The sequence below is a fragment of the Variovorax sp. V118 genome, assembly GCF_041154445.1.
Lineage (GTDB): Bacteria > Pseudomonadota > Gammaproteobacteria > Burkholderiales > Burkholderiaceae_C > Variovorax > Variovorax boronicumulans.
In genome coordinates, this window is sequence record NZ_AP028663.1 from 7,027,159 (window position 1) to 7,051,273 (window position 24,115).

Below are 24,115 nucleotides of genomic sequence, written 5' to 3' on the forward strand. Positions count from 1 at the left end.
CAGCGCGAGGGCGCTTGAGTGAAAACAGATCCTGTGCGAACCGGCCCGAACCATGAAAACGCTCGTCGTCCACTGCCATCCGAATCCTGACAGCTTCAACCACGCGCTGTACCGCACCGCCCTCGAGGCCCTCACGCCGCGACATCCCGTCAAGGCCATCGACCTGTACGCCGAGGGCTTCGACCCGACGCTGACACGCGAAGAGCGCATCGCCTACCTCGACAACCCCGAACTGATCCGCGAACGCGTGAAACCCCACGTCGAAGCGCTGCTGTGGGCCGAACACCTGGTGTTCGTGTACCCCACCTGGTTCCATGGACCGCCGTCCATGCTCAAGGGCTGGCTCGAGCGCGTGTGGCTGCCGGGCGTGGCCTTCCTGCCCGCCGAGCGCAAGGGGCAGCTGGTGAAGTCGGGCATGCGGCACATCCGCCGGCTGACGGTGGTGACCACGGGCGGCTCGCCGCGCTGGTTCGTGATGGCCATCGGCGACCCGGGGCGGCGGCTGTTCACGCGCGCGCTGCGGGCGCTGTTCGCGTGGCGCTGCAAGGTGACGTGGCTGCAGCTGCACGACATGAACGCCGTCACCGACCGCGACCGCACCCATTTCATCGCGCGCGTGGCGCGCACGCTGCACAACATCCAGTAGACACGCAGGGAGACACACACCATGAGCCTCGAACGCACGCTGACCGTCCGTGTCGAACGCATCTCGCGCCAGACGCCGGAAATCCTGGCCTTCGAGCTGACGCACCCGTGGGGCCGGCCGCTGCCCGGCTACGAGGCCGGCGCGCACATCGACGTGCACATGCCCGGCGGCTTCTCGCGCCAGTACTCGCTGGCGCGCGCGCCCTCGGGCACGGGCGGCTACGTGATCGGCGTGAAGCGCGAACACGCCAGCCGCGGCGGCTCGGCCTCGATGCACGAGCGCGTGCGCGAGGGCGACCTGATTGCGATCAGCGCGCCGCGCAACACCTTCCCGCTGCGCGCCGAGGCCCGGCGCCACCTGCTGCTGGCCGGCGGCATCGGCATGACGCCGCTGCTGGCGATGGCGCAGGCGCTGGCCGCACGCGGCGCCGACTTCACGCTGTGCGTGTTCGCGCGCAGCGAGGAGCACCTGGCCTTTGCCGAGGCGCTGCACGCGCCCGCGCTGGCGCCGCACCTGAAGCTGCACCTGGACCAGGGCGACGCGACGCAGCGCATCGACCTGCGCGCGCTGCTGGCCGAGCGCGCGCCCGACACCCACCTGTACGTGTGCGGCCCCGGCGGCTTCATGCAGGCGGTGCGCGAGGCCGCCGCGCACTGGCCCGAAGACGCGCTGCACACCGAGTACTTCGCCGCGCCCACCGGCACGGCCGCCGCCACCACGGGCCTGCCCTTCACGCTGAAGCTGGCGCGGCGCGGCATCGAGGTGCCGGTGGCGGCCGACCAGACCGCGGTCGATGCCTTGCACGAAGTCGGCATCGACATCCCCGTGTCGTGCCAGCAGGGCCTGTGCGGCACCTGCGTGGTCGAGGGCGATGGCGACGGCGCCGAGCACCGCGACTTCTGCCTCACGGGCACCGAGCGGCGCACCAAGGTGGCACTGTGCTGCTCGCGCGCCAAGGGCCTCGACCTGGTGCTGCAGCTGTGAGCGTGACGGACACCGACAGCGAAGCCCCCGCCACGCGCGGGCGTTCGCGCAAGTACACGCAGGTGCTGGGCCTCATCAACCAGGCGGCCATCGAGGTGTTTGCCAGCGAGGGGCTGGCCGGCGCGTCGACGCAGGCCATCGCCGACAAGGCGGGCCTGTCGAAGGCGCAGCTGCACTACTACATCGAGAGCAAGGAGGCGCTGTACCGCCAGGTGCTGCAGGACATCCTGACCGACTGGATCGTGGTGTTCGGCTTCAGCGACGAGGCCTTCGGCCCGCGCAAGGTGCTGGGCGACCTGATCCAGCGCAAGATGATGTTCTCGTTCGAGCATCCGCTGCGTTCGCGCATCTTCACCGCCGAGATGATGCGCGGCGCACCCGTCATCAACAGCATGATGGACACGAGCAAGCAGCGCACCGACCAGGCCGCCGCCGTGATCCAGAACTGGATGAACCAGGGCCTCATGGACAAAGCCGACCCGATGCTGGTGCTGTTCCACATCTGGGCCGTGACGCAGTTTTATGCCGACCACGCCACGCAGGCCGCCTACTACCGCAACACGGCGCAGCAGGGCGACGACAAGGACCGGCGCTACCTGATCGAGCAGGTGACGGAGTTCCTGCTCAAGGGCGCGGGCGTCAAGTAGCGCTGCGCTGCGGCAGGTACATGGTGGCTTCCACTTCCACCAGCACCTCGTCGCCCGGCAGGAAGCGCGACACCTCGACCACCGTGCTCACCGGCGGCTCGCCCGGATAGAACAGGCCGCGCACGCGGTTGTAGAAGGCGTAGTGCGGCAGGTGGCGGAAGTACTGCACCAGCTTCACCACGTCTTCCATGGTGCCGCCGTGCTCGGCCGCGATCTGGCGGATGCGCTCCAGCACGAACCAGCTCTGCGCCACGATGGGCGCCTCGAAGACGTCGACCGACATCTGGCCTGTGGCGTAGCCCACGCCCTGCAGCGCGGTGCGGGCTTCTTCCGGGATGGCGTCGTAGCCCGCCACCGCGCGGCGCGTGGCCGGGTCGACGGCGACCACGCCGCTCATGAAGACGAAATCGCCGACGCGCTTGGCGGCGGCATAGTTGGCCATCGGCTTGCCCATGCTCATGGTGTGTTCTCCAGTGCCCGGCCTGCGCGGTAGACGGTGCGTTGCCGTCCGCGCGGGCCGATGAGTTCGTGTTCGTCGGTGGCGGCCAGCACCACCAGGTCGGCCGGGCAGCCCGGCGCGATGCGACCGTCCCACGCGAGGCCCAGCGCCTTGGCGGGGTTCACGGTGATGGTGTCGAGCCAGTCGGCGGCGGGCGCCAAGTGCGCCATCTGCACGCCCAGGCCGAAGGTCTCGAGCAGGTCGTAGCTGCCGTAGGGATAGAAGGCGTCCTGCACGTTGTCGGTGGCCAGGCTGGCGCGCAGGCCGTGCGCCGCGGCCTCGCGGATGCGCGTGATGCCGCGCGCCACGGGCGTGCGGTCCCACGCGCCCTGCAGGTAGAGGTTGGTGGTCGGCAGCGCGACCAGGTGCAGCCCGGCGCCGGCGCACAGCGTGAGCGTTTCTGCGGCCACCGCATCGTCCTGCACCGAGAGCGAGCAGGCGTGGCCGCAGACCACGCGGCCCTTGAAGTCGCGCGCGCGCACCAGCTGCGCGATGCTGCGCAGGCCGCTGGCGTCGGTGTCCAGGCCTTCGTCGACGTGGAAGTCGAGCCCCAGCCCGTGCTGCTGCGCGAGGTCGAACACGCGGCCCAGCTTGGCGAAGAGGCCGTCGTTGCGGTAGATGAAAGCGCCCAGCGAACCGCCCGCGCGCTTCACGTCGCGCGCGATGCGCTCGCCGGCGGCGAGGTCGGCGAACACGTCGAGCGGCACGAGCGCGACGAACTGCAGTTCGATGCGGCCGGCCCACTCTTCGCGCAGCGCTTCGAACACGGCCAGCGCGGCCGGCGGCTCGGGCTCGACCCAGTCGAGGTGCGTGCGCAGCGCGCGCGTGCCGGCGCGCCAGGCCTCGTGCAGCGCGCGCTCCATGCGCAGGCGCAGCGAGGCGCCGGTCCAGCTCGCGCGGTGGCGGCCCATGCGCTCGATGGCGGTGAACAGGTCGCCCTGCGCGGCGCCGACGTCCTGCACGGTGAAGTTCTTGTCGATGTGCGCGTGCGCCTCGACGAGCGCGCTCAGCAGCGTGCCGCGCGCCTGCGTCTGCGAGGCGCTGGGCGCGATGGCCGCGACCTTGTCGCCCTCGATTGTGACGTCGAAGACCTGCGCATCGCCCGCTGCTGCGAAGCCCCGCAGCGGCGCCGGAATGCGCAGCGCTTCGAGCGTCGTCGTCATGCGCGCTGGCGCCAGTCGCGCAGCCAGCCCAGGCCGGCCGAGGTGCCGCCGGGCTCCATGCCGCGGCGCGGGCGGTACTCGCAACCGACCCAGCCTTGCCAGCCGCACTGCGCCGACACCTCGTCGATCACGCCGAAGAGGTAGTCGTAGTTCTGCTCGCCCACATCGGGCTCGTGGCGCTCGGGCACGCCGGCGATCTGCAGGTGGCCGACGCGGCCGGTCGGCAGGTACTGGCGCAGCTTCATCGCCACGTCGCCTTCGACGATCTGGCAGTGGTACAGGTCCATCTGCACCTTGAGGTTGGCGGCGCCCACGGTCTCGACGATCTGGTGCGCGTGGTCCTGCCGGTTGAGGAAGAAGCGCGGGATGTCGCGCGTGTTGATCGGCTCGATCAGCACGTCACGCCCGGCCTTCGCAGCCTCGGCCGCGGCCCAGCGCAGGTTCCCGACATAGACGGCCTCTGCCGCCTCGCGCGCGAGGCCTTCGGGCACGAGGCCAGCCATGACGTGGATGCGCGGGCAGTCGAGTGCCACGGCGTAGTCGATGGCCTTGGCAATGCCTTCGCGGAATTCGTCCTCGCGCCCCGGCAGGCAGGCCAGGCCGCGCTCGCCGCCGGCCCAGTCGCCGGGCGGGCCGTTGAACAGCACCTGCTGCAGGCCGTTGTGCTTCAGGCGGGCGACGATGTCTTCCTTGCTGAAGTCGTAGGGAAAGAGGTACTCGACGGCCTGGAAGCCGTCTTTCGCGGCGGCGTCGAAGCGGTCGAGAAATGCGAGCTCCGGGTAGAGCATCGAGAGGTTGGCGGCGAATTGGGGCATGGGGGTGTTTGTACTACCAGCGCGCACCGAAAGTGCGGCGCAGTTCATCGATCTGGTCGGGGGTGAGCGGTGCGGGCCGGGTGGCCTGCGTGAGCACCTGCAGGCGGGCGGTTTCTTCGAGCTCTTCGAGCACGGCCATGGCCGCGGCCGGCGTCTCGTGCCAGACGTTGGGGCCCAGGCGCGCGAGCATCGCCGCGCGGATCGGCGTGCCGGCCGCGCCGTAGCGCGCGATGGTTTGCGCCACCTGTTCGGCCGCCTCGGGTGCGCCGGGGCGGTGGTACGGGATGACCGGCACGTGGCCGACCTTCATCACGAAGTAGGGCGTGAGCGCGGGCAGCAGTTCGGCTTGCGGGTTGCCCAGGGTCAGGGCCACGCAGTGCGTGCTGTGCGTGTGGATCACGCAGGCCGTGGCGGCATCGAAGCCGCGCGCGGCGGCGTAGATGCGCGTGTGCAGCGCGATGGTCTTGCTGGCGCGGTCGCCGCCGGTCTGCTGGCCCTGCGCATCGAGCCGCGCGAGCCGCGCGGGGTCGAGAAAGCCCAGGCAGGCGTCGGTCGGCGTGATGAGGAAACCGTCGTCCAGCCGCACGCTGATGTTGCCGGCCGTGGCGTGCACGTAGCCGCGCTCGAACAGGCTGCGGCCGACGCGGCAGATTTCGTCGCGGGCTTCGTTCTCGGTCATGCGAGCACTGTAAAAGCTTTGGTGAAGAAATCGTCGCTGCCGAAGTTGCCCGACTTCAGCGTGATGTGCAGCCCGGCTTCGGGCGCGGCATCGGAGCGCGCATGGCACCACGGCACGCCGGGGTCGATCTGCGGGCCGATCTGCATCTGCGCGATGCCCAGCGCCTGCACGCAGGCACCCGAGGTCTCGCCGCCGGCCACCACCAGCTGGTGCACGCCGCGCTCGACCAGGCCGCGCGCGATGGCGGCGATGGTGCGTTCGACCATCGCGCCGGCTTCTTCCACGCCGAGCCGTCCCTGCACCGACTTCACGGCGCCGGCCTCGGCGGTCGAGTAGACGAGCACAGAACCCTTGTCGATGAGCGGTGCGGCCCAGGCCAGCACCTCGGCGGCCACATCGACGCCCGCCGCGATGCGCAGCGGGTCGATGGCCATGGCCGCGCCGCCGCGCTGAATGAAGTCGAGCACCTGCCGGTTGGTGGCCAGCGAGCAGCTGCCCGAGACCACCGCCGTCTTGCCGCCGGCCTTCGGCAACGCGCTGGCCTGCGACGACGGCACGAGGCCGAAGTTGGCCGGCAGGCCGATGGCCACGCCCGAGCCCGCCGTGAGCAGCGGCAGCTTCGCGAGGGCCGGGCCCATGCGCAGCAGGTCGTCGTTCGAGACCGCGTCGACGATGGCGATCGACACGCCCTCGGCCTTCAGCTGCGCAATGCGTTCTTCGATGGCCGCTGCGCCGCGTGCGACCACCGCGTGGTCGATGAGCCCCACCTTGCGCGTGCACTGCGCCTGCAGCACACGCACGAGGTTGGGGTCGGTCATCGGCGTGAGCGGATGGTTCTGCATGCCGCTCTCGTTGAGCAGCACGTCGCCCGCGAACAGGTAGCCCTTGAACACGGTGCGCTTGTTGTCGGGGAAGGCGGGCGTGGCGATGGTGAAGTCGCATTGCAGCGCGTCCATCAGCGCCTCGGTCACGGGGCCGATGTTGCCTTGGGCCGTGCTGTCGAAGGTCGAGCAGTACTTGAAGTAGATCTGCTGCGCGCCCTGCGCCTGCAGCCAGCGCAGCGCATCGAGCGACTGCGCGATGGCCTCGGCCGGCGCGATGGTGCGCGACTTGAGCGCGACCACGACCGCATCCACGTCGGCATCGAGCGGGCCGGCCGGCACGCCGATGGTCTGCACCACGCGCATGCCGGCGCGCACGAGGTTGTTGGCCAGGTCGGTGGCGCCGGTGAAGTCGTCGGCGATGCAGCCGAGCACGAGCTTCGCCATCGCTCAGCCCTTCAGCGCCAGCGTGACCGCCTGCGCGTTCTCGCGCACGTAGTCGCGCAGGATGGCGTCGAAGCTGGCGTCGGCCTTCAGGCCCAGCGCCTCGGCGCGCGCGGCGTGGATGCGGCTGGGCCAGCTGGTGACGATCTTCGCGATGGCGGCGTCGGGCTCCCAGTCGATGAGGGCGGTGGCCTCGGTGCCGGCGATGCGCTCGAGCGCCTGCGCCATCTCGCGCACGGTGGTGGTCAGCGCGGGCAGGTTGACGGCGGTGCGCGCGCCCCATTCGGCGGCGCCGGCGGTGGCCGCGCGCACGATGCCGGCGACGGTGTTGCCGGGCGAGGCCAGCGCGACCGGCGTCTCGGGCGCCACGGGGCAGCGTGCGCGCACGCCGGCCAGCGGCTCGCGCAGCATGCCGCTCAGGAAGCTGGAGGCCGCGCCGTTCGGACGACCCGGGCGCACCGACACCGTCATGAGCCGCACGTTGCGGCCCTGCACGAAACCCTTGCGCGTGTAGTCGGCCACCAGTTGCTCGCCGATGAACTTCTGGATGCCGTAGCTGTTCTGCGGCGTGGGCAGCGTGGTGTCTTCGATCACCGCGGGCAGGCGCTGCTCGGGCGAATCGCCGAACACGGCGACGGAGCTGGAGAACACGAACACGGGTGCATGGCCCGCGCTGCGGCAGGCGTCGAGCAGGGCGCGCGTGGTGTCCAGGTTGCTGCGCATGCCGAGGTCGAAGTCGGCCTCGCACTCGCCGCTCACGGCGGCGGCAAGGTGGAACACGGCGTCGGTGTCGGCCAGCGGCAATGCGCCATTGGCGGCCTGCTCGTACAGGTCGCCCTGCACGAACTGGATGCGCGCGTCGGCGGCGAGGTCGGCGGGCGGCGGCACGCGGTCGGCCAGTGTGATGCGTGCGATGTCTTGAGGCTGGCCGCCAGCCAGTGCGAGCGGGCCGCCGGCGAGCAGGGTGCGGGCGAGGCGGGCGCCGAGGAAGCCGCAGCCGCCGGTGATGAGAACGTTCATGGTGTGTGTCTTTCCTGGGTCGGTGGAGCGCAGGCGCTCGATGCTATTTTTTCGATTCTTTCGCAGCAGGCAGTTCGATGCCCGGGAAGATCTTGATGACCGCGCTGTCGTCCTCGCGCGCGAAGCCGGCCGTGGAGGCCTGCATGAACATCTGGTGCGCGGTGGACGACAGCGGCAGCGGAAACTTGCTGGCGCGCGCCACGTCGAGCACCAGGCCCAGGTCCTTCACGAAGATGTCGACGGCCGACAGCGGCGTGTAGTCGCCCGCGAGCACGTGGGCCATGCGGTTCTCGAACATCCAGCTGTTGCCGGCGCTGTGGGTGATGACCTCGTACAGCGCGTCGGGGTTCACGCCTTCGCGCAGGCCCAGCGCCATGGCCTCGGCCGCGGCGGCGATGTGCACGCCGGCCAGCAGCTGGTTGATGACCTTCACCTTGCTGCCCGCGCCGGCCGAATCGCCCAGGCGGTAGACCTTGGCGGCCATCGCGTCGAGCATCGCGCCGGCCTTCTCATACGCCGCGGGGGTGCCGGCGGTCATCATCGTCATCTGGCCGCTCGCGGCCTTGGCGGCGCCGCCGGAGATCGGCGCGTCGAGGTACAGGATGCCCTGCTGCGCGAGGCGCGCTTCGAGCGCCACCGACCAGTTCGGGTCCACGGTGGAGCACATCACGAACAGGCTGCCGGGCTTCATCGATGCCGCGCAGCCGGGCGTGGTGCCGTCGCCGAACAGCACCGACTCGGTCTGCGCCGCGTTGACGACCACGCTGACCACGATGTCGCACTGCGCACCGAGCGCGGCCAGCGTGTCGCAGGCCGTGCCGCCTTCGCGCGCGAAGGCTTCGGCGACGCCGGGGCGCACGTCGAACACATGCGGTGCATGGCCCGCGCGGCGCAGCGATTGCGCCATGCCGCTGCCCATGGCGCCCAGGCCCACAAGGCCGACGACGGGGGTGGTGCTGGAAGAAGAAGTCATGTCGTGCGTCCTTCGATCAGCGGTTGACCAATTGCTTGGGCGTGAGCCACACGCCGATGGCGCCGAGCACCAGCGCGCCGGCCAGCACGTACATGCCGATCTGCGTGCTGCCCGTGAGGTCCTTCAGGTAGCCGATGAGGTACGGGCTCACGAAGCCCGCGAGGTTGCCCACCGAGTTGATGACCGCAATGCCTGCTGCCGCCGCCGTGCCCGAGAGGAAGGCGGTGGGCAGCGACCAGAACAGCGGCGCGCAGGTGAGCACGCCGGCTGCGGCGAGCGACAGGAAGGTCAGCGACACGACCGTGTTCTGCGTGTACGAGGCCGCGACCGTGAAGCCCACGGCGCCCATCATCGCGGGGATGATCAGGTGCCAGCGGCGTTCGCGGCGCGCGTCGGCGCTGCGGCCGAACAGGTTCATCGCGACGATCGCGCACAGGAACGGAATGGCGCTCAGCAGGCCGATGTTGAAGTTGCCCTGCACGCCCGTGGCCTTCACCAGCGTGGGCAGCCAGAAGGTCAGCGCGTACTGGCCCATGACGAAGGCGAAGTAGATGAGCGCCATCCACCACACGCGCGTGTCGCGGAACATCGCGCCCACCGAGTGCGGGCCCTTGGCGCCGTGCGCCTGGTCGCGGTCGACCTCGCGCTGCAGCAGGTTCTTCTCTTCAGGCGAGAGCCAGCGTGCGTGCTTGATGCCGTTGTCCAGGTAGAACAGCACCATCACGCCCACCAGCACGGCGGGAATGGCTTCGATGATGAACATCCACTGCCAGCCGTGCATGGCCGACACGCCATGGAAGGCGTCCATGATCCAGCCCGACAGCGGGTTGCCGAAGATGCCCGCCACGGGAATCGCCGACATGAACACCGCGATGATCCGCGCGCGCCGGTGCGACGGGTACCAGTGCGTCAGGTACAGGATCACGCCGGGGTAGAAGCCCGCCTCGGCCACGCCGAGCAGGAAGCGCAGGATGTAGAAGCTGGTCGGCGTTTCCACGAACACGAAGCAGGCCGACAGCAGGCCCCAGGTGATCATGATCCGCGCGATCCACACGCGCGCGCCCACGCGGTTGAGCAGCAGGTTGCTGGGCACTTCGAACAGGAAGTAGCCCAGGAAGAAGATGCCGGCACCGAGGCCGAACACGGTTTCGCTGAAGCCGAGGTCCGCGCCCATCTGCAGCTTGGCGAAGCCGACGTTCACGCGGTCGAGGTACGCGACCACGTAGCACAGCATCAGGAAGGGCACGAGGCGCCAGAACACCTTGGCGTAGGCGCGTTTTTCGAGCGCGGCGTCGGGCGCGTCAGCCGCGAGGGGCGCGCCGGCCTGGAGGGTGGAAGTCATTGGGAGGGAGTCCGCTGGATGAAAAAACGGGGCCGTCCCGTCACCCTGCGGCGCGGTCGCCCCTTACTTGTCAGGTCATCATACAAATTTAAGACAAGCTCCCGGATACGGGATAACCCGCACATTCTGCCCCTGCCGAAAAATTGTGAGCGTGTGCTTACTTGCCCGCAGGCCAGCCTTCGACCAGGGGTCGGGCGAGCTGGGCGCCTTCCTGCTGCCAGAAAGCCGGGTCGGCCTGCTCGATGCGGCGGATGGCGTTGTCCATGTGGGCCTTGGCGGCCTCGCGCGCGGCCAGCGGGTCGCCGGCGTCGATGGCCTCGACGATGCGCGCGTGCTCCTGCGCCACTTCGCGCACGAAGTCGGCGCGGCGCGCCTCGTTGGCGCGCGTGACGCGGGTGGCGCCATGCAGGAACTGCCGCAGGTACTGCAGCGTGCCGATGAGGAAGGGGTTGCGCGCGGCCTCGGCGATGGCGCGGTGAAAGCGCACATCCTCGTCGGCCCCGTTGCCGCCCATCGACACCGCCGCGTGCAGCGCATCGATGGCGTCGCGGATGCGCAGCATGTCCTCGGGCGTGCGGCGCTCGGCCGCGAGCGCGGCCACCTCGGCCTCGAGCGCGCGGCGCAGCTCGACCATCTGCACCACCGCTTCGCGCGAGGCCACATGCGGCATCTCGAAGCGCAGCGGCTCCACGCCGGCAGCGCGCACGTACACGCCGCTGCCCTGTCGCGAATCGACCAGCCCGAGCGACTTCAGCCGCGACACCGCCTCGCGCACCACCGTGCGGCTCACGCCGAACTGGGTGGCCAACGCGGTCTCGGTGGGCAAGCGGTCGCCTTCCGACAAGCGCCCACTGCGCACCTCGGCCACGAGCGCTTCCGCCACCTGGTCGGCCAGGCGGACGGCGGGAGCAAGGGACTGGAAGCGGGCGGTCATGGGCGCGGGAAGGCGGTGGGGCCTGCGACTCTAACGCAGGCACCGCACCGTCACGCCGCATGGCCGCGCTGGCGTCAGGCGCCGAGCGCGTGCCGCGCGGCCCGCGCGATGCTCGCCGCGTCCACGCCGAAGAAACCGCGCAGCGCGGCGCGCGTGTCGCTGCGACCGAAGCCGTCGGTGCCCAGCGTGAGGTAGCGGCGGCCTTCGGGCAGGAAGGCGCGCACGCTCTCGGGCAGGGCGCGCACGTAGTCGGTGGCGGCGACGATCGGGGCCTTGCTGCCGCCCTTGCCCAGTTGCTGCGCGACGAAAGGCGTGCCGGCGTTCTTCTCGCCGGCCAGTGCGCGCTGCTCGCAGGCCTGGCCGTCGCGTGCCAGCTCGCTCCAGCTCGTGACGCTGAACACCTCGGCCGCGATGCCGTCGTCGGCCAGCTGCTGCGCGGCCTTGATGACCTCGGTGAGGATCGCGCCCGAGCCCAGCAGCGTGACGCTCTGCTTCGCCTTGCCCGATGCCGGCGCATACGTGCCGAAGCGGTAGCAGCCGCGCAGGATGTCGGCCTCCGCGCCGGCCGGCAGGTCGGGCTGCGCGTAGTTCTCGTTCATGAGCGTGACGTAATAGAACACGTCCTGCTGCTCGACCATCATCTCGCGGATGCCCGCGTCGACGATGACCGCCATCTCGCCCGCGAAGGCCGGATCGTAGGCCTTGCAGTTGGGAATCGTCGCGGCCACGAGGTGGCTGCTGCCGTCCTGGTGCTGCAGGCCTTCGCCGCCGAGCGTGGTGCGCCCCGACGTGGCGCCCAGCAAAAAGCCGCGCGCGCGCTGGTCGGCCGCCGCCCAGATGGCGTCGCCCACGCGCTGGAAGCCGAACATCGAGTAGTAGATGTAGAACGGCAGCATTGCCAGGCCATGCACGCTGTAGCTGGTGGCCGCGGCCGTCCAGCTGGCGATGGCGCCGGCTTCGCTGATGCCCTCTTCCAGGATCTGGCCGTCGGTGGCTTCGCGATAACTCAGCACCGAGCCGATGTCTTCCGGCGCATAGCGCTGGCCCACGCTCGAATAGATGCCGACCTGCTTGAACAGGTTGGCCATGCCGAAGGTGCGCGCCTCGTCGGCCACGATGGGCACGATGCGCGGGCCCAGGGCCTTGTCCTTCATGAGGTTGCCCAGCATGCGCACGAAGGCCATGGTGGTGCTCATCTCCTTGCCCGCGGCGGCCGTGGCGAACTGCGCGTAGGCCGCGATGTCGGGCTTGGGCACGACGTCGCAGGCGGTCTCGCGGCGCGGCATGGCGCCGCCGAGCGCTTCGCGGTGCTGGCGCAGGTAGCGCATCTCGGCGCTGTCTTCGGCCGGGCGGTAGAAGTCCATCGCGGTGGCCTGCGCGTCGGTGAGCGGCAGGTTGAAGCGGTCGCGGAACTCGAGCAGGTCGACGTCGCCCATCTTCTTGTGCGAGTGCGTGGTCATCTTGCCCTGCGCGGCGCTGCCCATGCCGTAGCCCTTCTTGGTGTGGGCCAGGATGACGGTGGGCTGGCCCTTGTGGGCAGCGGCGGCTGCGTAGGCCGCGTGGATCTTCACGAGGTCGTGGCCGCCGCGCTTCAAGCGGTCGATCTGCTCGTCGGTCATGCCTTCGGCCAGGCGCGCGAGCTCGGGGTTCTGGCCGAAGAAGTTGTCGCGGTTGAAGCGGCCGTCCTTCGCGGCGAAGGTCTGCATCTGGCCGTCGACGGTTTCGGCGAACACGCGCGCGAGCGCGCCGCTCACGTCCTGCGCGAACAGGCCGTCCCAGTCGCTGCCCCACACGAGCTTGACGACGTTCCAGCCCGCGCCGGCGAAGAGCTTTTCGAGCTCGTCGATGATGCGGCCGTTGCCGCGCACCGGGCCATCGAGGCGCTGCAGGTTGCAGTTGACGACCCACACGAGGTTGTCGAGCTTTTCGCGCGCGGCGAGCGTCAGCGCGCTCATCGATTCGGGCTCGTCCATCTCGCCGTCGCCGAACACGCCCCAGACCTTGCGGCCTTCGCAGTTCAGCAGGTTGCGGTGCGTGAGGTAGCGCATGAAGCGCGCGTGATAGATCGAGCTGATCGGGCCGATGCCCATCGAGCCGGTGGGGAACTGCCAGAAGTCCGGCATCAGGTACGGGTGCGGGTAGCTGCACAGGCCGCGCGCGCCGCTGCCGTCGGTGAAGGCCGGGGCGGTGAGTTCCTGGCGGTAGTGGTTCAGGTCTTCTTCGCTCAGGCGGCCTTCGAGGTAGGCCCGCGCATACACGCCGGGCGCGCTGTGCGGCTGGAAGAACACGAGGTCGCCGCGGTGCGCCGGGCTGCGCGCATGGAAGAAGTGGTTGAACCCGGTCTCGAACAGGTCGGCCGCGCTCGCGTAGCTGGCGATGTGGCCGCCGAGTTCGCCGTACGCCTGGTTGGCCTTGGCCACCATGGCGAGCGCGTTCCAGCGCATGAGCGAGGCGAGCTTTTCTTCTACCGCGAGGTCACCCGGGAACGGCGGCTGGTCGGCCGCGGCGATGGTGTTGACGTACGGCGTGGCCAGTTCGGGCTGCCAGCCGATGCGCTGCTGCCGCGCCAGGCGCGCCAGCTCGGCCAGCATCTGGCGCGCGCGCTGCGGACCTTGCGTCTGCGCCAGCGCCAGGAAGGCGTCGCGCCATTCGGCGGTCTCTTCGGGGTCGGGGTCGTGCGACGGCGGCGTGTCGAGCAACAGGGCGCGCATCTGGTCGGCGGAGATCGGGGCGTTCATGCCAGCACTTTAAGCCGCCTTGCGGAAAATTAGCTACCGGCACCTGCGACTTCATGGCTATTCGCAAGCATAAAATGCCGCGGCTCAAGCGCTTCACGGAATTTCATGGAACTCGATGCCATCGACCTGCGCATTCTCGACGAGCTGCAACGCGACGGCGCCCTGTCGAACGTCGAACTGGCGCGCCGCGTGCACCTGTCGCCCTCGCCCTGCCTGGCGCGCGTGAAGGTGCTGGAGACCAGCGGCGTGATCGACCGCTACGTGGCGCTGGCGAACGCCAAGGCGCTGGGCCTGGGGCTCAACGTGTTCATCTCGATCAGCCTGACCACACAGAGCAAGCAGTCGCTGGCCGACTTCGAGCAGCGCATCGCCGAGCACGACGAGGTGATGGAGTGCTACCTGATGACCGGCGACAGCGACTACCTGATCCGCATCGCCGTGGCCGACATGGCGGCGCTGGAGCGCTTCATCATGGAGCAGCTCACGCCGATTCCGGGGATCGAGAAGATCCGCTCGAGCTTTGCGCTCAAGCAGGTCAGATACAAAACGGCGCTGCCGTTGCCAGCAGCGCCGTTGTAATGGGTCCTCCCCCAGGCTTCGCGCACTTCGTGTCGCTGCGCCAACCCCCTCGCCGGGGGCAACACCGGTGGCCCGGCAAAGCCGGTTCCACGGTGTTTCCCGAAGCGGGCTGAGGACGCTTGGACGCTTACAGGCCGATCAGGCCGCCGTCGTCCTTCGTGATGACCACGGTGGCCGAGCGCGGGCGGGCGTTGCCGCCCTGCGGCCAGTGGCTCAGGAACTTCGTCGGATCGGTGATGTCGGCCCTGCCCGTACCTTCACCCGGATGCTGGATGTTGACGAACAGCGCACGGCCATCGCCCGATTCAGCGATGCCGGTGATCTCGCAATCTGCCGGGCCGACCAGGAAGCGGCGCAGGCCTTCCGTGCCGGGGGCCTTGCCCACGAAGGTGTTCTGCGTGCGGGTGGTGTTGGTCGCGGCATCGACGTTGGTGATCGCCTTCGCGCCGCCGTCCCCCACCTTGCCCGGCAGTGCGGCCAGCAGCATGCAGTTGGTGACGTCGGTGTAGGCGCCGTCGTCGGTCTCGAGCCACAGCAGGCCGGGCGCGGCCTGGCTGAACCACATGCCATCGGGGCTGGACAGGTCGTTGTCGGCCGTGAGCTGCGAGAGGTTGACGTCGGCCGAGGCCGTCGAGCGCGCGCCAAAGAGGTACACGTCCCACTTGAAGCTCAGCGACGTCGGATCGGCGTTGTCGTCCGCGAAGCGCACGATGTGGCCGTTCGGGTTGCCCTTTTGCGACTTGTTGGCGGTGGTCTTGTCGTCGTAGAAGCGCGGATTGGCGGCGTCGGTGCTGCCGATGGGGCGCGCGCTGGCGCTGGTGTTGGTCAACGTCACGTAGACATCGCCGGTCTTCGGGTTGACCGCGGCCCATTCGGGGCGGTCCATCTTGGTCGCGCCCGCGGCGTCGGCGGCCAGGCGGGCGTTGGTCACGACGTCGGCGGCGTCGGCGAAGGCGTAGGTCAAATTGCTGGAGGTAATGCCGTTCACGCCGAGCTTCAACTCGAGCCACACGCCCGTGCCGTCGGCGTTGAACTTCGCCACGTAGAGGCGGCCGTCGTCCATGTACTTGTCACCCGCGGCCATGCCACCGCCGATGTCGGCCGCATCCCAGTTCTTCGTGGAGACGAACTTGTAGATGTACTCGTTGCGCGAGTCGTCGCCCATGTACCAGACCAGCGGCTTGCCGGCCACGACCGGACCGAGACAGGCGCCTTCGTGGCCGAAACGGCCGAGGGCGGTGCGCTTCTTCGGCGTGCTCGTCGGGTTGAACGGATCGATCTCGACCACCCAGCCGTAGGTGTTGTGGCCATTGCGGTAGTCGTCGGTGGCGGTGGCGCCGACGACTTCGGTGTTCCAGCGGGCGTGGATGTCGTCGCCGCCGGCGACGGTGGCCCAGAGTTCGCGGCCGGTACCGGCGACGCCGTAGCGGCTGAACGACTTCAGTTCCTTGGCAGTGCGGTTCTTGTCGTCGTTGGTCATGCCCGCGATGCGACGGAAGTAGCCCGCCCAGTTCTCTTCGCAGGTCAGGTACGTGCCCCAGGGCGTGGTGCCGTTGGCGCAGTTGTTGAGCGTGCCACGGGTCTTGCTGCCGTCCGTCGAGTACTTGGTCTTCAGGTAGTCGGTCTTGGCGGCCGGGCCCGAGAACTGCATTTCGGTCAGCGTGTGGACGCGACGGTTGAAGCTCGAGTCCTGCTTGTAGCTCCAGGTGTTGCCGCTCTTGTTGACCTCGATCACGCTCACGCCGTGCAGGTAGAACTCGCGCAGCACTTCGTCAGGAACGTTGCGCTGCCCGTCGACCAGCGACGTGCCCGTTGCGCTGCTGTAAACCGGGTTGAGCGCCGTCTGCCCGTTGGGATGCAGGAACAGCGGCGTGATGGCTTCATGGTTCATCACCAGCAGGCCGCGCGAGGCGTTGGCCGCGTCCCACTTGTTGGTGGCGTTCATGCCGAAGAAAGTCATGCCGTCGTGGTGGTCGCCGGCGCGGCGGTCGTAGGTGGCCGGATCGTCGGAGCCGTCGTTCTTGTACGCGGCCACGCCGGCGGCGATCGGGTCGCCCAGACGGTAGAGCACGCTGGCCGTGTAGCCGGCGGGCACGGTCACGACGTCTGCCAGGCTCTTGGCAACGGCGTTGAAGCCCAGCTTCATCGGCGGGGGCGCCGGGACGGGCGCAGGCGCCGGCGCGGGAGCCGGTGCGGGCGGAAGGATCGGGAACGCGGTGCCGCCACCGCTGCCACCGCCGCAGGCCTGCAGCAGCGCGGTACCAGCGGTGCCCACGCCCAGGCCGAACAGATGGCGACGGCTCAGGCGCGACGCGATCAGGTCGGTGAAGGACGGGTTCGCGGTCGGGTTGGTGCCGACATCGTCGAGATCGACGCCGTGGGCGTCCGTGCGGGTGTTTGCGGTCATGCGCAATATCTTTCGTGGGTTGGGATTGAAACCAGCCCGCGAAGTTAGGCACTTCGCATGACATGCCTGTGAAACGCTCGGCCGTTGGTTGGGGTACGGCGAGATTTCGTCAAAAAACCTTCACGCCCGCGCCACACATTGCAGCGCGGGCGCGGCACCCCTCAGGGCGCCGGCAACTGCCTCGGCCACAGCGCCCACAACCGCAGCGGCTGGTTCACGCTCGCCGCCAGCCGTCCGGCCTCGGCGCCGGTGCCGGCGAAATAGTCGGCGCGCACGGCGCCCAGGATGGCGCTGCCGGTGTCCTGCGCCACCACCAGCTTCTGCAATTGCGCAGTCGGGCCGTTCGATGCGAGCCACACCGGCGTGCCGTAGGGAATGCTCTCACGATCGACCGCGATGGAGCGCCCCGCCGTCAGCGGCACGCCCTGCGCGCCGCGCGGACCGAAGGCGGCGTCGAGTTCGCTCATGGTCTCTTCGCGGAAGAACACGTAGCGCGGATTGCTCCACAGCAGCTGCGACACGCGCTGCGGGTTCTGCGCCACCCAGGCCTTGGTGTCGTCGGGCCACTTGCCGACCTTGGCGACGCCCTGGCTCATGAGCCACTGCTGCACGCTGCGGTACGGCTGCTCGTTGGTGGCCGCGTAGGCCACGCGCACGGTGTGCTGGTAGCCGTTGGCCTCGGTGATGCGCAGCCGGCCCGAGCCCTGGATGTGCAACATGAGCGCGTCGATGGGGTCGGCCATCCAGGCGATCTCGCGACCGCGCAGCGCGGCTTGGGCCTCGGGCAGCGTCTCGATCTCCTGGCGCGTGAACCAGGGGCGCTTGGGCACGAGGCCGTCGGGCGCCTGGTACAGCGGCACGCTGAAGCCGGCCGAGGGCACGCGCGAGGCTTCGTACACGGGCTCGTAGTAGCTGGTGAGCTTGCCTTCGCTCTGGCCCGCGAGCGATTCGACGCGGTAGGGCTGCAGCCGGTCGGTCATCCAGCGGCGCTGCTCTTCGGGCGTGGCGATGGCCAGCTGGCGCACCTCGCGGCACAGCGGCGCGAAGGCGGCGTTGGGGCGTGCGCAGTTGGCCAGCAGCGCGATCCACGCCTCATGCAGCGGGTCTTCGCTGAAGCCCGGCAGTTCGGACCAGCCCACGGGAACCCAGCGGCTTTTCGGATGCGCGAGCGATCCGGTCAGCGGACCGAGGTCGCGCGGCGGGGTGACGGTGGGTCGGGTGGGGATGTCGGGGGCGCGGGGGCCGAGGGAACAGCCGGCGAGCGTTGCTACGATCGCAAGCCCGACCAGCCACTGGAGTCCATTTCTCATGGGTTTGATTCTGCTTGAAGCCCTCGCCGCGGGACTCGTCCTGATCTTGATCATCTGGTGGACCATGTTTTCCGGGCGTAACAAGGGTGAATTGCATGACGACCCCGACGCCGAGCGTGAGGACACCGATCCGCCGCCCAAAGTGTGAATTGCTCGTGTAGCCACACGGCGCGGCCCACTGTCGGACAAGCACCCTATTGCTACAACTTTAGTAGCAATCATCGCAGCATTCACGGGCGATGGCGAAAGTTTTCTTATTTTCCGTAGGGCTTTGAGCACGTACCATCGCGTACCCGCCGGGGGCTAAGCTGTGGCCCGCTTGATTCAACCTTGAAAGGGATCGCCATGAAAAAGTTCGTTCTTGCAACCACCGCAGCTGCCCTCGTCCTGTCCGGCTGTGCCGGCGGAATGACCGACACCCAGCGCAACACCGGCATCGGTGCCGGCATCGGCGCGCTCGGCGGCGCCGCCATCGGCTCGGCCACCGGCGGCAACCGCGGTGCCATCGGCACGGGCGCGGTGGTCGGCGCGGCAGCCGGCGCACTCGGCGGCTACCTGTGGTCGCAGCGCATGGAAAACCAGAAGCGCCAGATGGAAGCCGCCACCCAGGGCACCGGCGTGGCCGTGACGCAGACGGCCAACAACGAGCTCAAGCTCGCCATTCCGAGCGACGTGTCGTTCGACGTGGGCCGCTCCAACATCAAGTCGAACTTCGCGCCCGTGCTCGACCAGTTCGCCAACGGCCTGCGCAACAACCCGAACGCCGAGGTGCGCATCATCGGCCACACCGACAGCACCGGCTCGGACGCCATCAACAACCCGCTGTCGGTGGACCGCGCCGCCAGCACGCGCGACTACCTGGTGGCACGCGGCGTGAGCGCCGCGGCGTTCCGCATCGAAGGCCGCGGCTCGCACGAGCCGGTGGCCGACAACAACAGCGACGCCGGCCGGGCACAGAACCGCCGCGTCGAGATCTACGTGGGCGAGCGCGCACAGCGCGGCTGATCGCAGCCCCACCGGGAAACCGGCCGCCCTATCGAACGGCCGGTTCCCGCTTCAGTTTTCATTGGTCCAAGCAGAGGGAAAATTCATGAGGAAGTTTGTTGTGTCTAGCGCGGCCCTGGCCGCTGTGTTGTTCATCGCGGGGTGCGCATCGTCGACCCCGCCGGCCGAAGCACCGGCCGCACAGCAGGCCGCACCGGCCAACAGCTGGACCGCCCGCCTGGACGCGCTGAAGGCCGAGCTCGAAAGCTCCACCAAGGGCACCGGCGTGGTGATCTCGCAGACCGCCGACAACCAGCTTCACGTCGTGATTCCGAATGAACTCTCGTTCGACACCGGCCGCGCCAACGTCAAGCGCAACCTGGCGCAGGTGCTGGACAAGGTCGCCGAAGGCCTGAAGAGCGCCACCACCGCCAGCCTGCGCGTGGTTGGCCACACCGACAGCACGGGCAGCGAGGAAGGCAACGAACGCCTCTCGGTGAGCCGCGCCGACAGCGTGCGCAACCACCTGGTGGGCCGTGGCGTGTCGACCACCGTGATCACCACCGACGGCCGCGGCTCGCGCGAGCCGCTGGCGGACAACGGTACGGCGGCTGGCCGCGCTCAAAACCGCCGCGTCGAAATCTTCGTCGCCGAGAAGATCTGAGCCCAGGTGCTGCGCGCACCTCGCGCAGCACCGTCAGGAAATCCCGCATGAGGGCACGGCGCCGCCGGCCCTAACATCGCGCGGCCTGCACGCGGCGCGCGCACCGCGCGCCGGGCGGACACGAGAGGAAACTCCGATGAACGCCATCGCGCCGGCCCCATCGAGCGTCGCATCCCACGTTGCATCCCGTTTCGCCCCGGACATCATCGCCGCGGGCACCGGTGCGCAACCCCAGTACCTCGTGACCGGCGGCGACCAGCTGTTCGCCGCCCGCTGGCAGCAGGACGCGTGCTGGCTGCCCTTCCACGGCGCGGCGCATCACGTGCTGGTGCTGCACGAGAACGGCAGCACGGCGGTGCGCAAGTACGAGCGCGGCAAGCTCGTCGCCTCGCGTTCGCGGCTGGGCAGCGTGAGCTTCATTCCCTGCGACGGCACCGAATGGGAAATCGGCGGGCGCTGCGGCGTGGTGCACCTGTACATCGGGCAGGCGCTGATCGCGCGCGTCGCGGCCGAGGAAGGCCTCGGGCCGGCGGCGGAGATCGATCCCTTCTTCGCGATCCGCGACCCGTGGCTGCAGGGCTTCTTCCAGATGCTGGTGAGCGAGGTGGAGCTGTACGGCAGCGTGCCCGCGAGCCCCGATTCGCTGCTGCTCTCGCAGAGCCAGCACCTGCTGGCCCATCACCTCGTACGGCGCCACTGCGCACCAGGGCGCGGTGCGCCGCCGCGCGCGGAGGGCGCGCGCCGGCAGCCGGTCCTGACGCCGCGGCAACTGCGCCGGGTGACCGAGCACATCGACGCGCACCTGGCCACGCCGCTGGGCCTGGCCGACCTGGCAGCGTTGGTGCACCTGTCGCAGGACCACTTCATCCGCAGCTTCAAGGCGGCCAGCGGCATGGCGCCTTACCAGTACCTGCTGCGCCGCCGCCTGGAAGGCGCCGCCGAACTGCTGCGCACCAGCGACCTGCCCGTGGAAGCCGTCGCCACGCGCATGGGCTTTGGCAGCGCCGCGTACTTCTCGACGCGCTTCCGTGCGTTCCTCGGCGTGGCGCCAAGCGCCTACCGCCGCATGCGCTGAACCGCGCGGCAACTTGCGCAAAAGCGCGCCACTTTCGACATCCCGTGCTTCGTTCGGGCCAACAGGCCATGGCGTGAGAAGCCGCTCCTAGACTGGCTTCGCAGGCCGATCCCGGCCGCATCACCCACGGAGACACCATGACCCTGACCGCCCTGAAAGCCACGCCGCCCGCCAGCGCCGCCCACGCGCGCATCACGCTGCCGTACCCGCATTTCCAGAAGCTCGAGCGCTATCCGTGGAAGCCGTGGGTCATGCCCGGCGTGGCCTACAAGCTGCTGAGCATCAACCGGCGCAGCGGCGGTTTCACCTGCCTGCTGAAGGTCGATCCCGGCACCGAGGCGCCGGTGCACCACCACCTGGGTGCCATCGAGGTGATCGTGCTCGAAGGCGACATCTACTACGAGCGCAACGACATCGGCCGCCCGGGCGACTACATGCACGAGCCCGCCGGCGACATCCACCAGCCGCGCTCCGACGGCGGCTGCGTGCTGTTCTGCGTGTTCGAGGGCGCCATTGCCGGGTTGGGCGAGGACGGCAACGTCGTCGGCATCGTCGACGGCCGCAGCATGCTGGAGATGGCCACGCGCGACGGCGCGGCGCAGCACGTGCACAGCTGAGGCCCGGCCCGCGGTGCGGGCTAGAGGTCGCGCAGGCGGTTGGCCAGCTCCACCGCCGACTTCACTTCCATCTTCTCGAACACGCGCGCCCGGTGGACCTCCACCGTGCGCACGCTGATCGCGAGCTGGTCGGCGATGAGCTTGTTCGGCAGGCCCTCGACCACGAGGCGCATCACGTCGCGCTCGCGGTCGGTCAGCTCGGCGATGCGGTCGGCCAGGCCGCGGCGCACGCGCTGCACCTCGAGCGCGCGCTGCGACATGCCCAGCGCCTGCTCGATGCGGTCGACCAGCGCGTTGTCCGAGAACGGCTTCTCGCAGAAGTCGAAAGCCCCGCGCTTGACCGCCTCGACGGCGGTGGGCACGTCGGCATGGCCGGTCAGGAAGATCACCGGCATCTCGGCCAGCAGGCCGCGTTCGGCCAGCCGGTCGAACAGCACCAGCCCGCTCATGCCGGGCATGCGCACGTCCAGCAGCAGGCAGCGCGGCTGGTCGGGCAGCGGCGCCTCGTCCAGGTACTGCTCGAAGGCCTCGGCGCTGCCGAAGTGCTCGCTGGCCAGGCGGCGCGAACGCAGCAGCCAGGCCAGCGCCTCGCGCACGCTGGCGTCGTCGTCCACGATAAAGATCAAGCCATCGATCAGCGGTTGCATGCCATGAGGTCCAGCGGAACAGAGAAAACGAAGAAGAAGAAAAAGGCGGCTATCCCGCAGCCGGGAGCGTAAACCTGAAGACGGTGCCCCGGGGGCGGTTGGGCTCGAACATCAGCGCGCCGCCATGCTGCTCCACCACGGTGCGGCACAGGCTCAGGCCCAGGCCCATGCCGTCGGGGCGCGTGGTGAAGAAGGGCGTGAACAGGCGCGCCGCCACTTCCTCGCTGATGCCGCAGCCCAGGTCGGCCACGGAGAACTCGAGCCAGCGCCGGCCGTCGGCCGGCACGGTGGCGCCCACCGGCAGGGCGCGCGCCACGCGCAGGCGCAGCACGCGGCTGCCGGGCGCGTGGTCGGCGCCGTCCATGGCCTGCATGGCATTGCGCGCCAGGTTCAGCAGCACCTGCTCGACCAGCGTGCGGTCGCACACCACGGCGGGCAGGCGCTCTTCGCACACGATCTCGATCGTCACGTCGAGCTTGCGCGCCTGCAGCCGCACCAGCGGCAGCACGGCGTCGATCAGCGCCTGCGGCGCCACGGCCTCGCGCATGCGGTCGCGCCGGCGCACGAAGTCGTGCACGCTGCGGATCACCTGGCCCGCGCGGTCGGCCTGCTCGGCGATGCGCTTCACGGCCATGGCCACCTCGGCCTGCTCGCCGCGCGCCTCGGGCCCGATCAGGTTGAGCGAGCCGGTGGCATAGCTGGCGATGGCGGCCAACGGCTGGGTGAGCTCGTGGCTCAGCAGCGAGGCCATCTCGCCCACGGTGGCCAGCCGCGCGCTGGCCTGCAGGCGCTCCTGGCTGGCGCGCGAAATCTCTTCGACGCGGCGCTGCTCGCTCACGTCGATGAAGGCGCTCATCCAGCCGGTCTGTACCTTGTGCGCGTTGATCAGCGGCGCCTCGAAGATGAGCACCGGAAAGCGCGTGCCATCCTTGCGCATGAAGACCGACTCGAAGCCCTCGCGCGGCGGCAGGCCGCCCGCGAAGCGGCGCGTCTGGCGCAGGTGGTACTCGTGCGCCAGCTCGGTCGGCCAGTAGGGCGCCTCGACGCTGTCGGCCATGAGCTCTTCGGGCGTGAAGCCGACCATCTCGCAGAAGGCCGGGTTGACGTAGGTGATGCGCCCCTGCAGGTCGCGCGCGCGCAGGCCGGTGATGACCGAGTCTTCCATCGCCTTGCGAAAGGCCAGCGCGTCGGCCAGGTCGCGTTCGGCGCGCAGGCGGCGGCGGGTGTCGCGCGCCAGCAGCACGAGCACCGACACGAGCGCGATCGAGATCGCCGTGACCAGCGCCGTAAGCATGTTCGGGAACAGGTCGGGCGCGGCGCGCCAGCCGTCCACGCGCAGCATGAGCGAGGCGCCCGGCAGGTCAATGCGCTGCTGCGAGGTGAACACGCGCGTGCCGATGCGCCGCGAGGTGCCCAGCGCCACCAGCCGCGTGCCGTCGGCCTCGGTGAAGGCGACCTCCTGGCCGCGCGTGAGCGTGGGGCCGACCAGCTCGACCAGCGTGTCGCGCAGCGAGTAGCTGGCCACCAGGTAGTCGCCGGCGTCCATCGGCAGGCACAGCTCCATCACCTCGACGCCGCCGCCGCCGGCCACGGGCACGTAGTGGCTGGGCGAGTAGGCGGGCGCGCCGGCCTTGCGCGCGGTGGCGCAGGCCTGCGCCACGTCGGCCTGCGCGGGGCCGCGGTTGCTCTCCTCGAGGATGCGCGTGCGGTAGGGCGTGTTCACGGCCTCGATGGGTTGCAGCTGCGCGTCGCGCCATTCGAGCCGCAGCCATTCGCGGTGCTCGCGCAATTGCGCCGCCGCGCGGTCGGCCCAGTGCGTGCGCTCCATGCCCGGCGCGAGCGTGGCGCGCAGGCTCTGGGCGTTGCGCTGCAGGCCGCTGCGCAGGTCGACGACGGCGTCGGCGGTGTCGCGCTCCAAGGCCGCCTGCACCTGCTCGACCTCGTGCCGGCCGGCCAGCCACACGACGGTGACCAGCAGCGCCGACACCAGCACCGCCAGCAGCAGCCACAGAAACCAGCGCTTCCACAGCGAGCGCAGGCGCGCGAAGGCGACGCCCCATCCCCGGCGCTGCGGCTGCTGTTGCGGCGGCGGCGGTGCAGGAACGTCGAGCGCCTCGTCGGCCATCG

At 69.7% G+C, this 24,115-nt stretch carries 23 protein-coding genes; 9 read left to right on the forward strand and 14 right to left on the reverse strand.

Annotated elements, in window-relative coordinates:
* The first annotated feature begins 52 nt into the window (after positions 1 to 52).
* Genes ACAM52_RS32845 through ACAM52_RS32855 form a run of 3 tightly spaced genes read left to right on the forward strand, consistent with a single transcriptional unit; the run spans position 53 to position 2,277 of the window.
* Entirely contained in the window at positions 53 to 646 is a 594-nt protein-coding gene (locus tag ACAM52_RS32845; protein WP_369645620.1) for an NAD(P)H-dependent oxidoreductase, read from the forward strand.
* A 21-nt stretch (positions 647 to 667) separates the two neighbouring features.
* Positions 668 to 1,630: a 2Fe-2S iron-sulfur cluster-binding protein gene (locus tag ACAM52_RS32850; protein ID WP_369645621.1), complete on the forward strand. Its 963-nt coding sequence runs from the start codon at positions 668 to 670 to the stop codon at positions 1,628 to 1,630.
* The gene (locus tag ACAM52_RS32855; protein ID WP_159274126.1) at positions 1,627 to 2,277 is read left to right on the forward strand and encodes a TetR family transcriptional regulator C-terminal domain-containing protein; all 651 of its coding nucleotides are present in this window, start codon (positions 1,627 to 1,629) and stop codon (positions 2,275 to 2,277) included. The genes ACAM52_RS32850 and ACAM52_RS32855 overlap by 4 nt, the downstream gene beginning before the upstream one ends.
* Here the strand turns inward: ACAM52_RS32855 and ACAM52_RS32860 are convergent.
* The 10 genes from ACAM52_RS32860 to mdeB form a co-directional block, all read right to left on the reverse strand.
* A complete protein-coding gene (locus ACAM52_RS32860; RefSeq protein ID WP_369645622.1) occupies positions 2,270 to 2,737 on the reverse strand; it encodes a RidA family protein in 468 nt (155 codons plus the stop codon). The two genes, ACAM52_RS32855 and ACAM52_RS32860, sit on opposite strands and share 8 nt — an antisense overlap.
* The gene (locus ACAM52_RS32865; protein ID WP_369645623.1) at positions 2,734 to 3,939 is read right to left on the reverse strand and encodes an amidohydrolase family protein; all 1,206 of its coding nucleotides are present in this window, start codon (positions 3,937 to 3,939) and stop codon (positions 2,734 to 2,736) included. Before ACAM52_RS32865 ends, ACAM52_RS32860 begins: the two co-directional genes overlap by 4 nt.
* On the reverse strand, positions 3,936 to 4,754 hold the full coding sequence (gene otnI / locus ACAM52_RS32870) for a 2-oxo-tetronate isomerase (protein ID WP_369645624.1): 819 nt from the start codon (positions 4,752 to 4,754) through the stop codon (positions 3,936 to 3,938). Before otnI ends, ACAM52_RS32865 begins: the two co-directional genes overlap by 4 nt.
* Before the next feature lie 13 nt (positions 4,755 to 4,767).
* Positions 4,768 to 5,433 (reverse strand): aldolase, encoded by a 666-nt coding sequence (locus ACAM52_RS32875; RefSeq protein ID WP_369645625.1) that lies wholly within the window; start codon positions 5,431 to 5,433, stop codon positions 4,768 to 4,770.
* Positions 5,430 to 6,701 carry a 3-oxo-tetronate kinase gene (gene otnK / locus ACAM52_RS32880; protein WP_369645626.1) on the reverse strand — a complete coding sequence of 424 codons (1,272 nt, stop codon included), beginning with the start codon at positions 6,699 to 6,701 and terminating at the stop codon, positions 5,430 to 5,432. Before otnK ends, ACAM52_RS32875 begins: the two co-directional genes overlap by 4 nt.
* A gap of 3 nt (positions 6,702 to 6,704) precedes the next feature.
* Complete coding sequence (gene denD / locus ACAM52_RS32885) at positions 6,705 to 7,718, reverse strand: D-erythronate dehydrogenase (protein WP_070063257.1); 1,014 nt, start codon at positions 7,716 to 7,718, stop codon at positions 6,705 to 6,707.
* 43 nt (positions 7,719 to 7,761) lie between these two features.
* Positions 7,762 to 8,691 carry an L-threonate dehydrogenase gene (ltnD, locus tag ACAM52_RS32890; protein ID WP_369645627.1) on the reverse strand — a complete coding sequence of 310 codons (930 nt, stop codon included), beginning with the start codon at positions 8,689 to 8,691 and terminating at the stop codon, positions 7,762 to 7,764.
* A 16-nt stretch (positions 8,692 to 8,707) separates the two neighbouring features.
* Positions 8,708 to 10,033, reverse strand: a complete 1,326-nt coding sequence (locus tag ACAM52_RS32895) for an MFS transporter (protein ID WP_369645628.1) — start codon at positions 10,031 to 10,033, stop codon at positions 8,708 to 8,710.
* A 157-nt stretch (positions 10,034 to 10,190) separates the two neighbouring features.
* Positions 10,191 to 10,967 carry a FadR/GntR family transcriptional regulator gene (locus ACAM52_RS32900; protein WP_070063260.1) on the reverse strand — a complete coding sequence of 259 codons (777 nt, stop codon included), beginning with the start codon at positions 10,965 to 10,967 and terminating at the stop codon, positions 10,191 to 10,193.
* 74 nt (positions 10,968 to 11,041) lie between these two features.
* Positions 11,042 to 13,705 (reverse strand): alpha-ketoglutarate dehydrogenase, encoded by a 2,664-nt coding sequence (gene mdeB / locus ACAM52_RS32905; protein WP_369645629.1) that lies wholly within the window; start codon positions 13,703 to 13,705, stop codon positions 11,042 to 11,044.
* A gap of 105 nt (positions 13,706 to 13,810) precedes the next feature.
* Between mdeB and ACAM52_RS32910 the strand changes: the two genes are divergently transcribed.
* Entirely contained in the window at positions 13,811 to 14,284 is a 474-nt protein-coding gene (locus ACAM52_RS32910; RefSeq protein WP_062480783.1) for an Lrp/AsnC family transcriptional regulator, read from the forward strand.
* A gap of 127 nt (positions 14,285 to 14,411) precedes the next feature.
* Here ACAM52_RS32910 and ACAM52_RS32915 read toward each other — a convergent pair whose 3' ends face one another.
* Both ACAM52_RS32915 and ACAM52_RS32920 read right to left on the reverse strand, forming a co-directional pair.
* Positions 14,412 to 16,691, reverse strand: coding sequence for a PhoX family phosphatase (locus ACAM52_RS32915; protein ID WP_369645630.1), 2,280 nt, complete (start codon positions 16,689 to 16,691; stop codon positions 14,412 to 14,414).
* A gap of 161 nt (positions 16,692 to 16,852) precedes the next feature.
* Positions 16,853 to 18,001: a murein transglycosylase A gene (locus ACAM52_RS32920; RefSeq protein WP_369645631.1), complete on the reverse strand. Its 1,149-nt coding sequence runs from the start codon at positions 17,999 to 18,001 to the stop codon at positions 16,853 to 16,855.
* On the opposite strand from ACAM52_RS32920, the gene ACAM52_RS32925 reads away from it, so the two are divergent.
* The 5 genes from ACAM52_RS32925 to ACAM52_RS32945 all read left to right on the forward strand — a co-directional run bounded on the left by ACAM52_RS32925 (position 18,000) and on the right by ACAM52_RS32945 (position 21,341).
* Positions 18,000 to 18,149, forward strand: a complete 150-nt coding sequence (locus ACAM52_RS32925) for a hypothetical protein (RefSeq protein WP_369645632.1) — start codon at positions 18,000 to 18,002, stop codon at positions 18,147 to 18,149. The two genes, ACAM52_RS32920 and ACAM52_RS32925, sit on opposite strands and share 2 nt — an antisense overlap.
* 197 nt (positions 18,150 to 18,346) lie before the next feature.
* Positions 18,347 to 19,006, forward strand: a complete 660-nt coding sequence (locus tag ACAM52_RS32930) for an OmpA family protein (protein WP_062480790.1) — start codon at positions 18,347 to 18,349, stop codon at positions 19,004 to 19,006.
* 85 nt (positions 19,007 to 19,091) lie between these two features.
* Positions 19,092 to 19,649, forward strand: a complete 558-nt coding sequence (locus tag ACAM52_RS32935; RefSeq protein ID WP_062480792.1) for an OmpA family protein — start codon at positions 19,092 to 19,094, stop codon at positions 19,647 to 19,649.
* A gap of 136 nt (positions 19,650 to 19,785) precedes the next feature.
* The gene (locus ACAM52_RS32940) at positions 19,786 to 20,724 is read left to right on the forward strand and encodes a helix-turn-helix domain-containing protein (protein ID WP_369645633.1); all 939 of its coding nucleotides are present in this window, start codon (positions 19,786 to 19,788) and stop codon (positions 20,722 to 20,724) included.
* A 137-nt stretch (positions 20,725 to 20,861) separates the two neighbouring features.
* A complete protein-coding gene (locus ACAM52_RS32945; RefSeq protein WP_062480797.1) occupies positions 20,862 to 21,341 on the forward strand; it encodes a 2,4'-dihydroxyacetophenone dioxygenase family protein in 480 nt (159 codons plus the stop codon).
* 20 nt (positions 21,342 to 21,361) lie between these two features.
* Here the strand turns inward: ACAM52_RS32945 and ACAM52_RS32950 are convergent, their stop codons facing one another.
* Positions 21,362 to 21,988, reverse strand: coding sequence for a response regulator transcription factor (locus tag ACAM52_RS32950; protein ID WP_062480799.1), 627 nt, complete (start codon positions 21,986 to 21,988; stop codon positions 21,362 to 21,364).
* A gap of 49 nt (positions 21,989 to 22,037) precedes the next feature.
* A complete protein-coding gene (locus ACAM52_RS32955; protein ID WP_369645634.1) occupies positions 22,038 to 24,113 on the reverse strand; it encodes a sensor histidine kinase in 2,076 nt (691 codons plus the stop codon).
* Positions 24,114 to 24,115 lie beyond the last annotated feature (2 nt).

Coding starts and splice junctions, on each gene's coding strand:
- ACAM52_RS32910 (WP_062480783.1), top strand. CDS start 13,811: ATGGAACTCGATGCCATCGACCTGCGCATTCTCGACGAGCTGCAACGC.
- ACAM52_RS32930 (WP_062480790.1), top strand. CDS start 18,347: ATGAAAAAGTTCGTTCTTGCAACCACCGCAGCTGCCCTCGTCCTGTCC.
- mdeB (WP_369645629.1), bottom strand. CDS start 13,705: ATGAACGCCCCGATCTCCGCCGACCAGATGCGCGCCCTGTTGCTCGAC.
- otnI (WP_369645624.1), bottom strand. CDS start 4,754: ATGCCCCAATTCGCCGCCAACCTCTCGATGCTCTACCCGGAGCTCGCA.
- ACAM52_RS32915 (WP_369645630.1), bottom strand. CDS start 16,691: ATGACCGCAAACACCCGCACGGACGCCCACGGCGTCGATCTCGACGAT.
- ACAM52_RS32850 (WP_369645621.1), top strand. CDS start 668: ATGAGCCTCGAACGCACGCTGACCGTCCGTGTCGAACGCATCTCGCGC.
- ACAM52_RS32845 (WP_369645620.1), top strand. CDS start 53: ATGAAAACGCTCGTCGTCCACTGCCATCCGAATCCTGACAGCTTCAAC.
- ACAM52_RS32945 (WP_062480797.1), top strand. CDS start 20,862: ATGACCCTGACCGCCCTGAAAGCCACGCCGCCCGCCAGCGCCGCCCAC.
- ltnD (WP_369645627.1), bottom strand. CDS start 8,691: ATGACTTCTTCTTCCAGCACCACCCCCGTCGTCGGCCTTGTGGGCCTG.
- ACAM52_RS32895 (WP_369645628.1), bottom strand. CDS start 10,033: ATGACTTCCACCCTCCAGGCCGGCGCGCCCCTCGCGGCTGACGCGCCC.
- ACAM52_RS32940 (WP_369645633.1), top strand. CDS start 19,786: ATGAACGCCATCGCGCCGGCCCCATCGAGCGTCGCATCCCACGTTGCA.
- ACAM52_RS32900 (WP_070063260.1), bottom strand. CDS start 10,967: ATGACCGCCCGCTTCCAGTCCCTTGCTCCCGCCGTCCGCCTGGCCGAC.
- ACAM52_RS32865 (WP_369645623.1), bottom strand. CDS start 3,939: ATGACGACGACGCTCGAAGCGCTGCGCATTCCGGCGCCGCTGCGGGGC.
- ACAM52_RS32935 (WP_062480792.1), top strand. CDS start 19,092: ATGAGGAAGTTTGTTGTGTCTAGCGCGGCCCTGGCCGCTGTGTTGTTC.
- ACAM52_RS32860 (WP_369645622.1), bottom strand. CDS start 2,737: ATGAGCATGGGCAAGCCGATGGCCAACTATGCCGCCGCCAAGCGCGTC.
- ACAM52_RS32925 (WP_369645632.1), top strand. CDS start 18,000: ATGGGTTTGATTCTGCTTGAAGCCCTCGCCGCGGGACTCGTCCTGATC.
- ACAM52_RS32950 (WP_062480799.1), bottom strand. CDS start 21,988: ATGCAACCGCTGATCGATGGCTTGATCTTTATCGTGGACGACGACGCC.
- ACAM52_RS32920 (WP_369645631.1), bottom strand. CDS start 18,001: ATGAGAAATGGACTCCAGTGGCTGGTCGGGCTTGCGATCGTAGCAACG.
- otnK (WP_369645626.1), bottom strand. CDS start 6,701: ATGGCGAAGCTCGTGCTCGGCTGCATCGCCGACGACTTCACCGGCGCC.
- ACAM52_RS32875 (WP_369645625.1), bottom strand. CDS start 5,433: ATGACCGAGAACGAAGCCCGCGACGAAATCTGCCGCGTCGGCCGCAGC.
- denD (WP_070063257.1), bottom strand. CDS start 7,718: ATGAACGTTCTCATCACCGGCGGCTGCGGCTTCCTCGGCGCCCGCCTC.
- ACAM52_RS32955 (WP_369645634.1), bottom strand. CDS start 24,113: ATGGCCGACGAGGCGCTCGACGTTCCTGCACCGCCGCCGCCGCAACAG.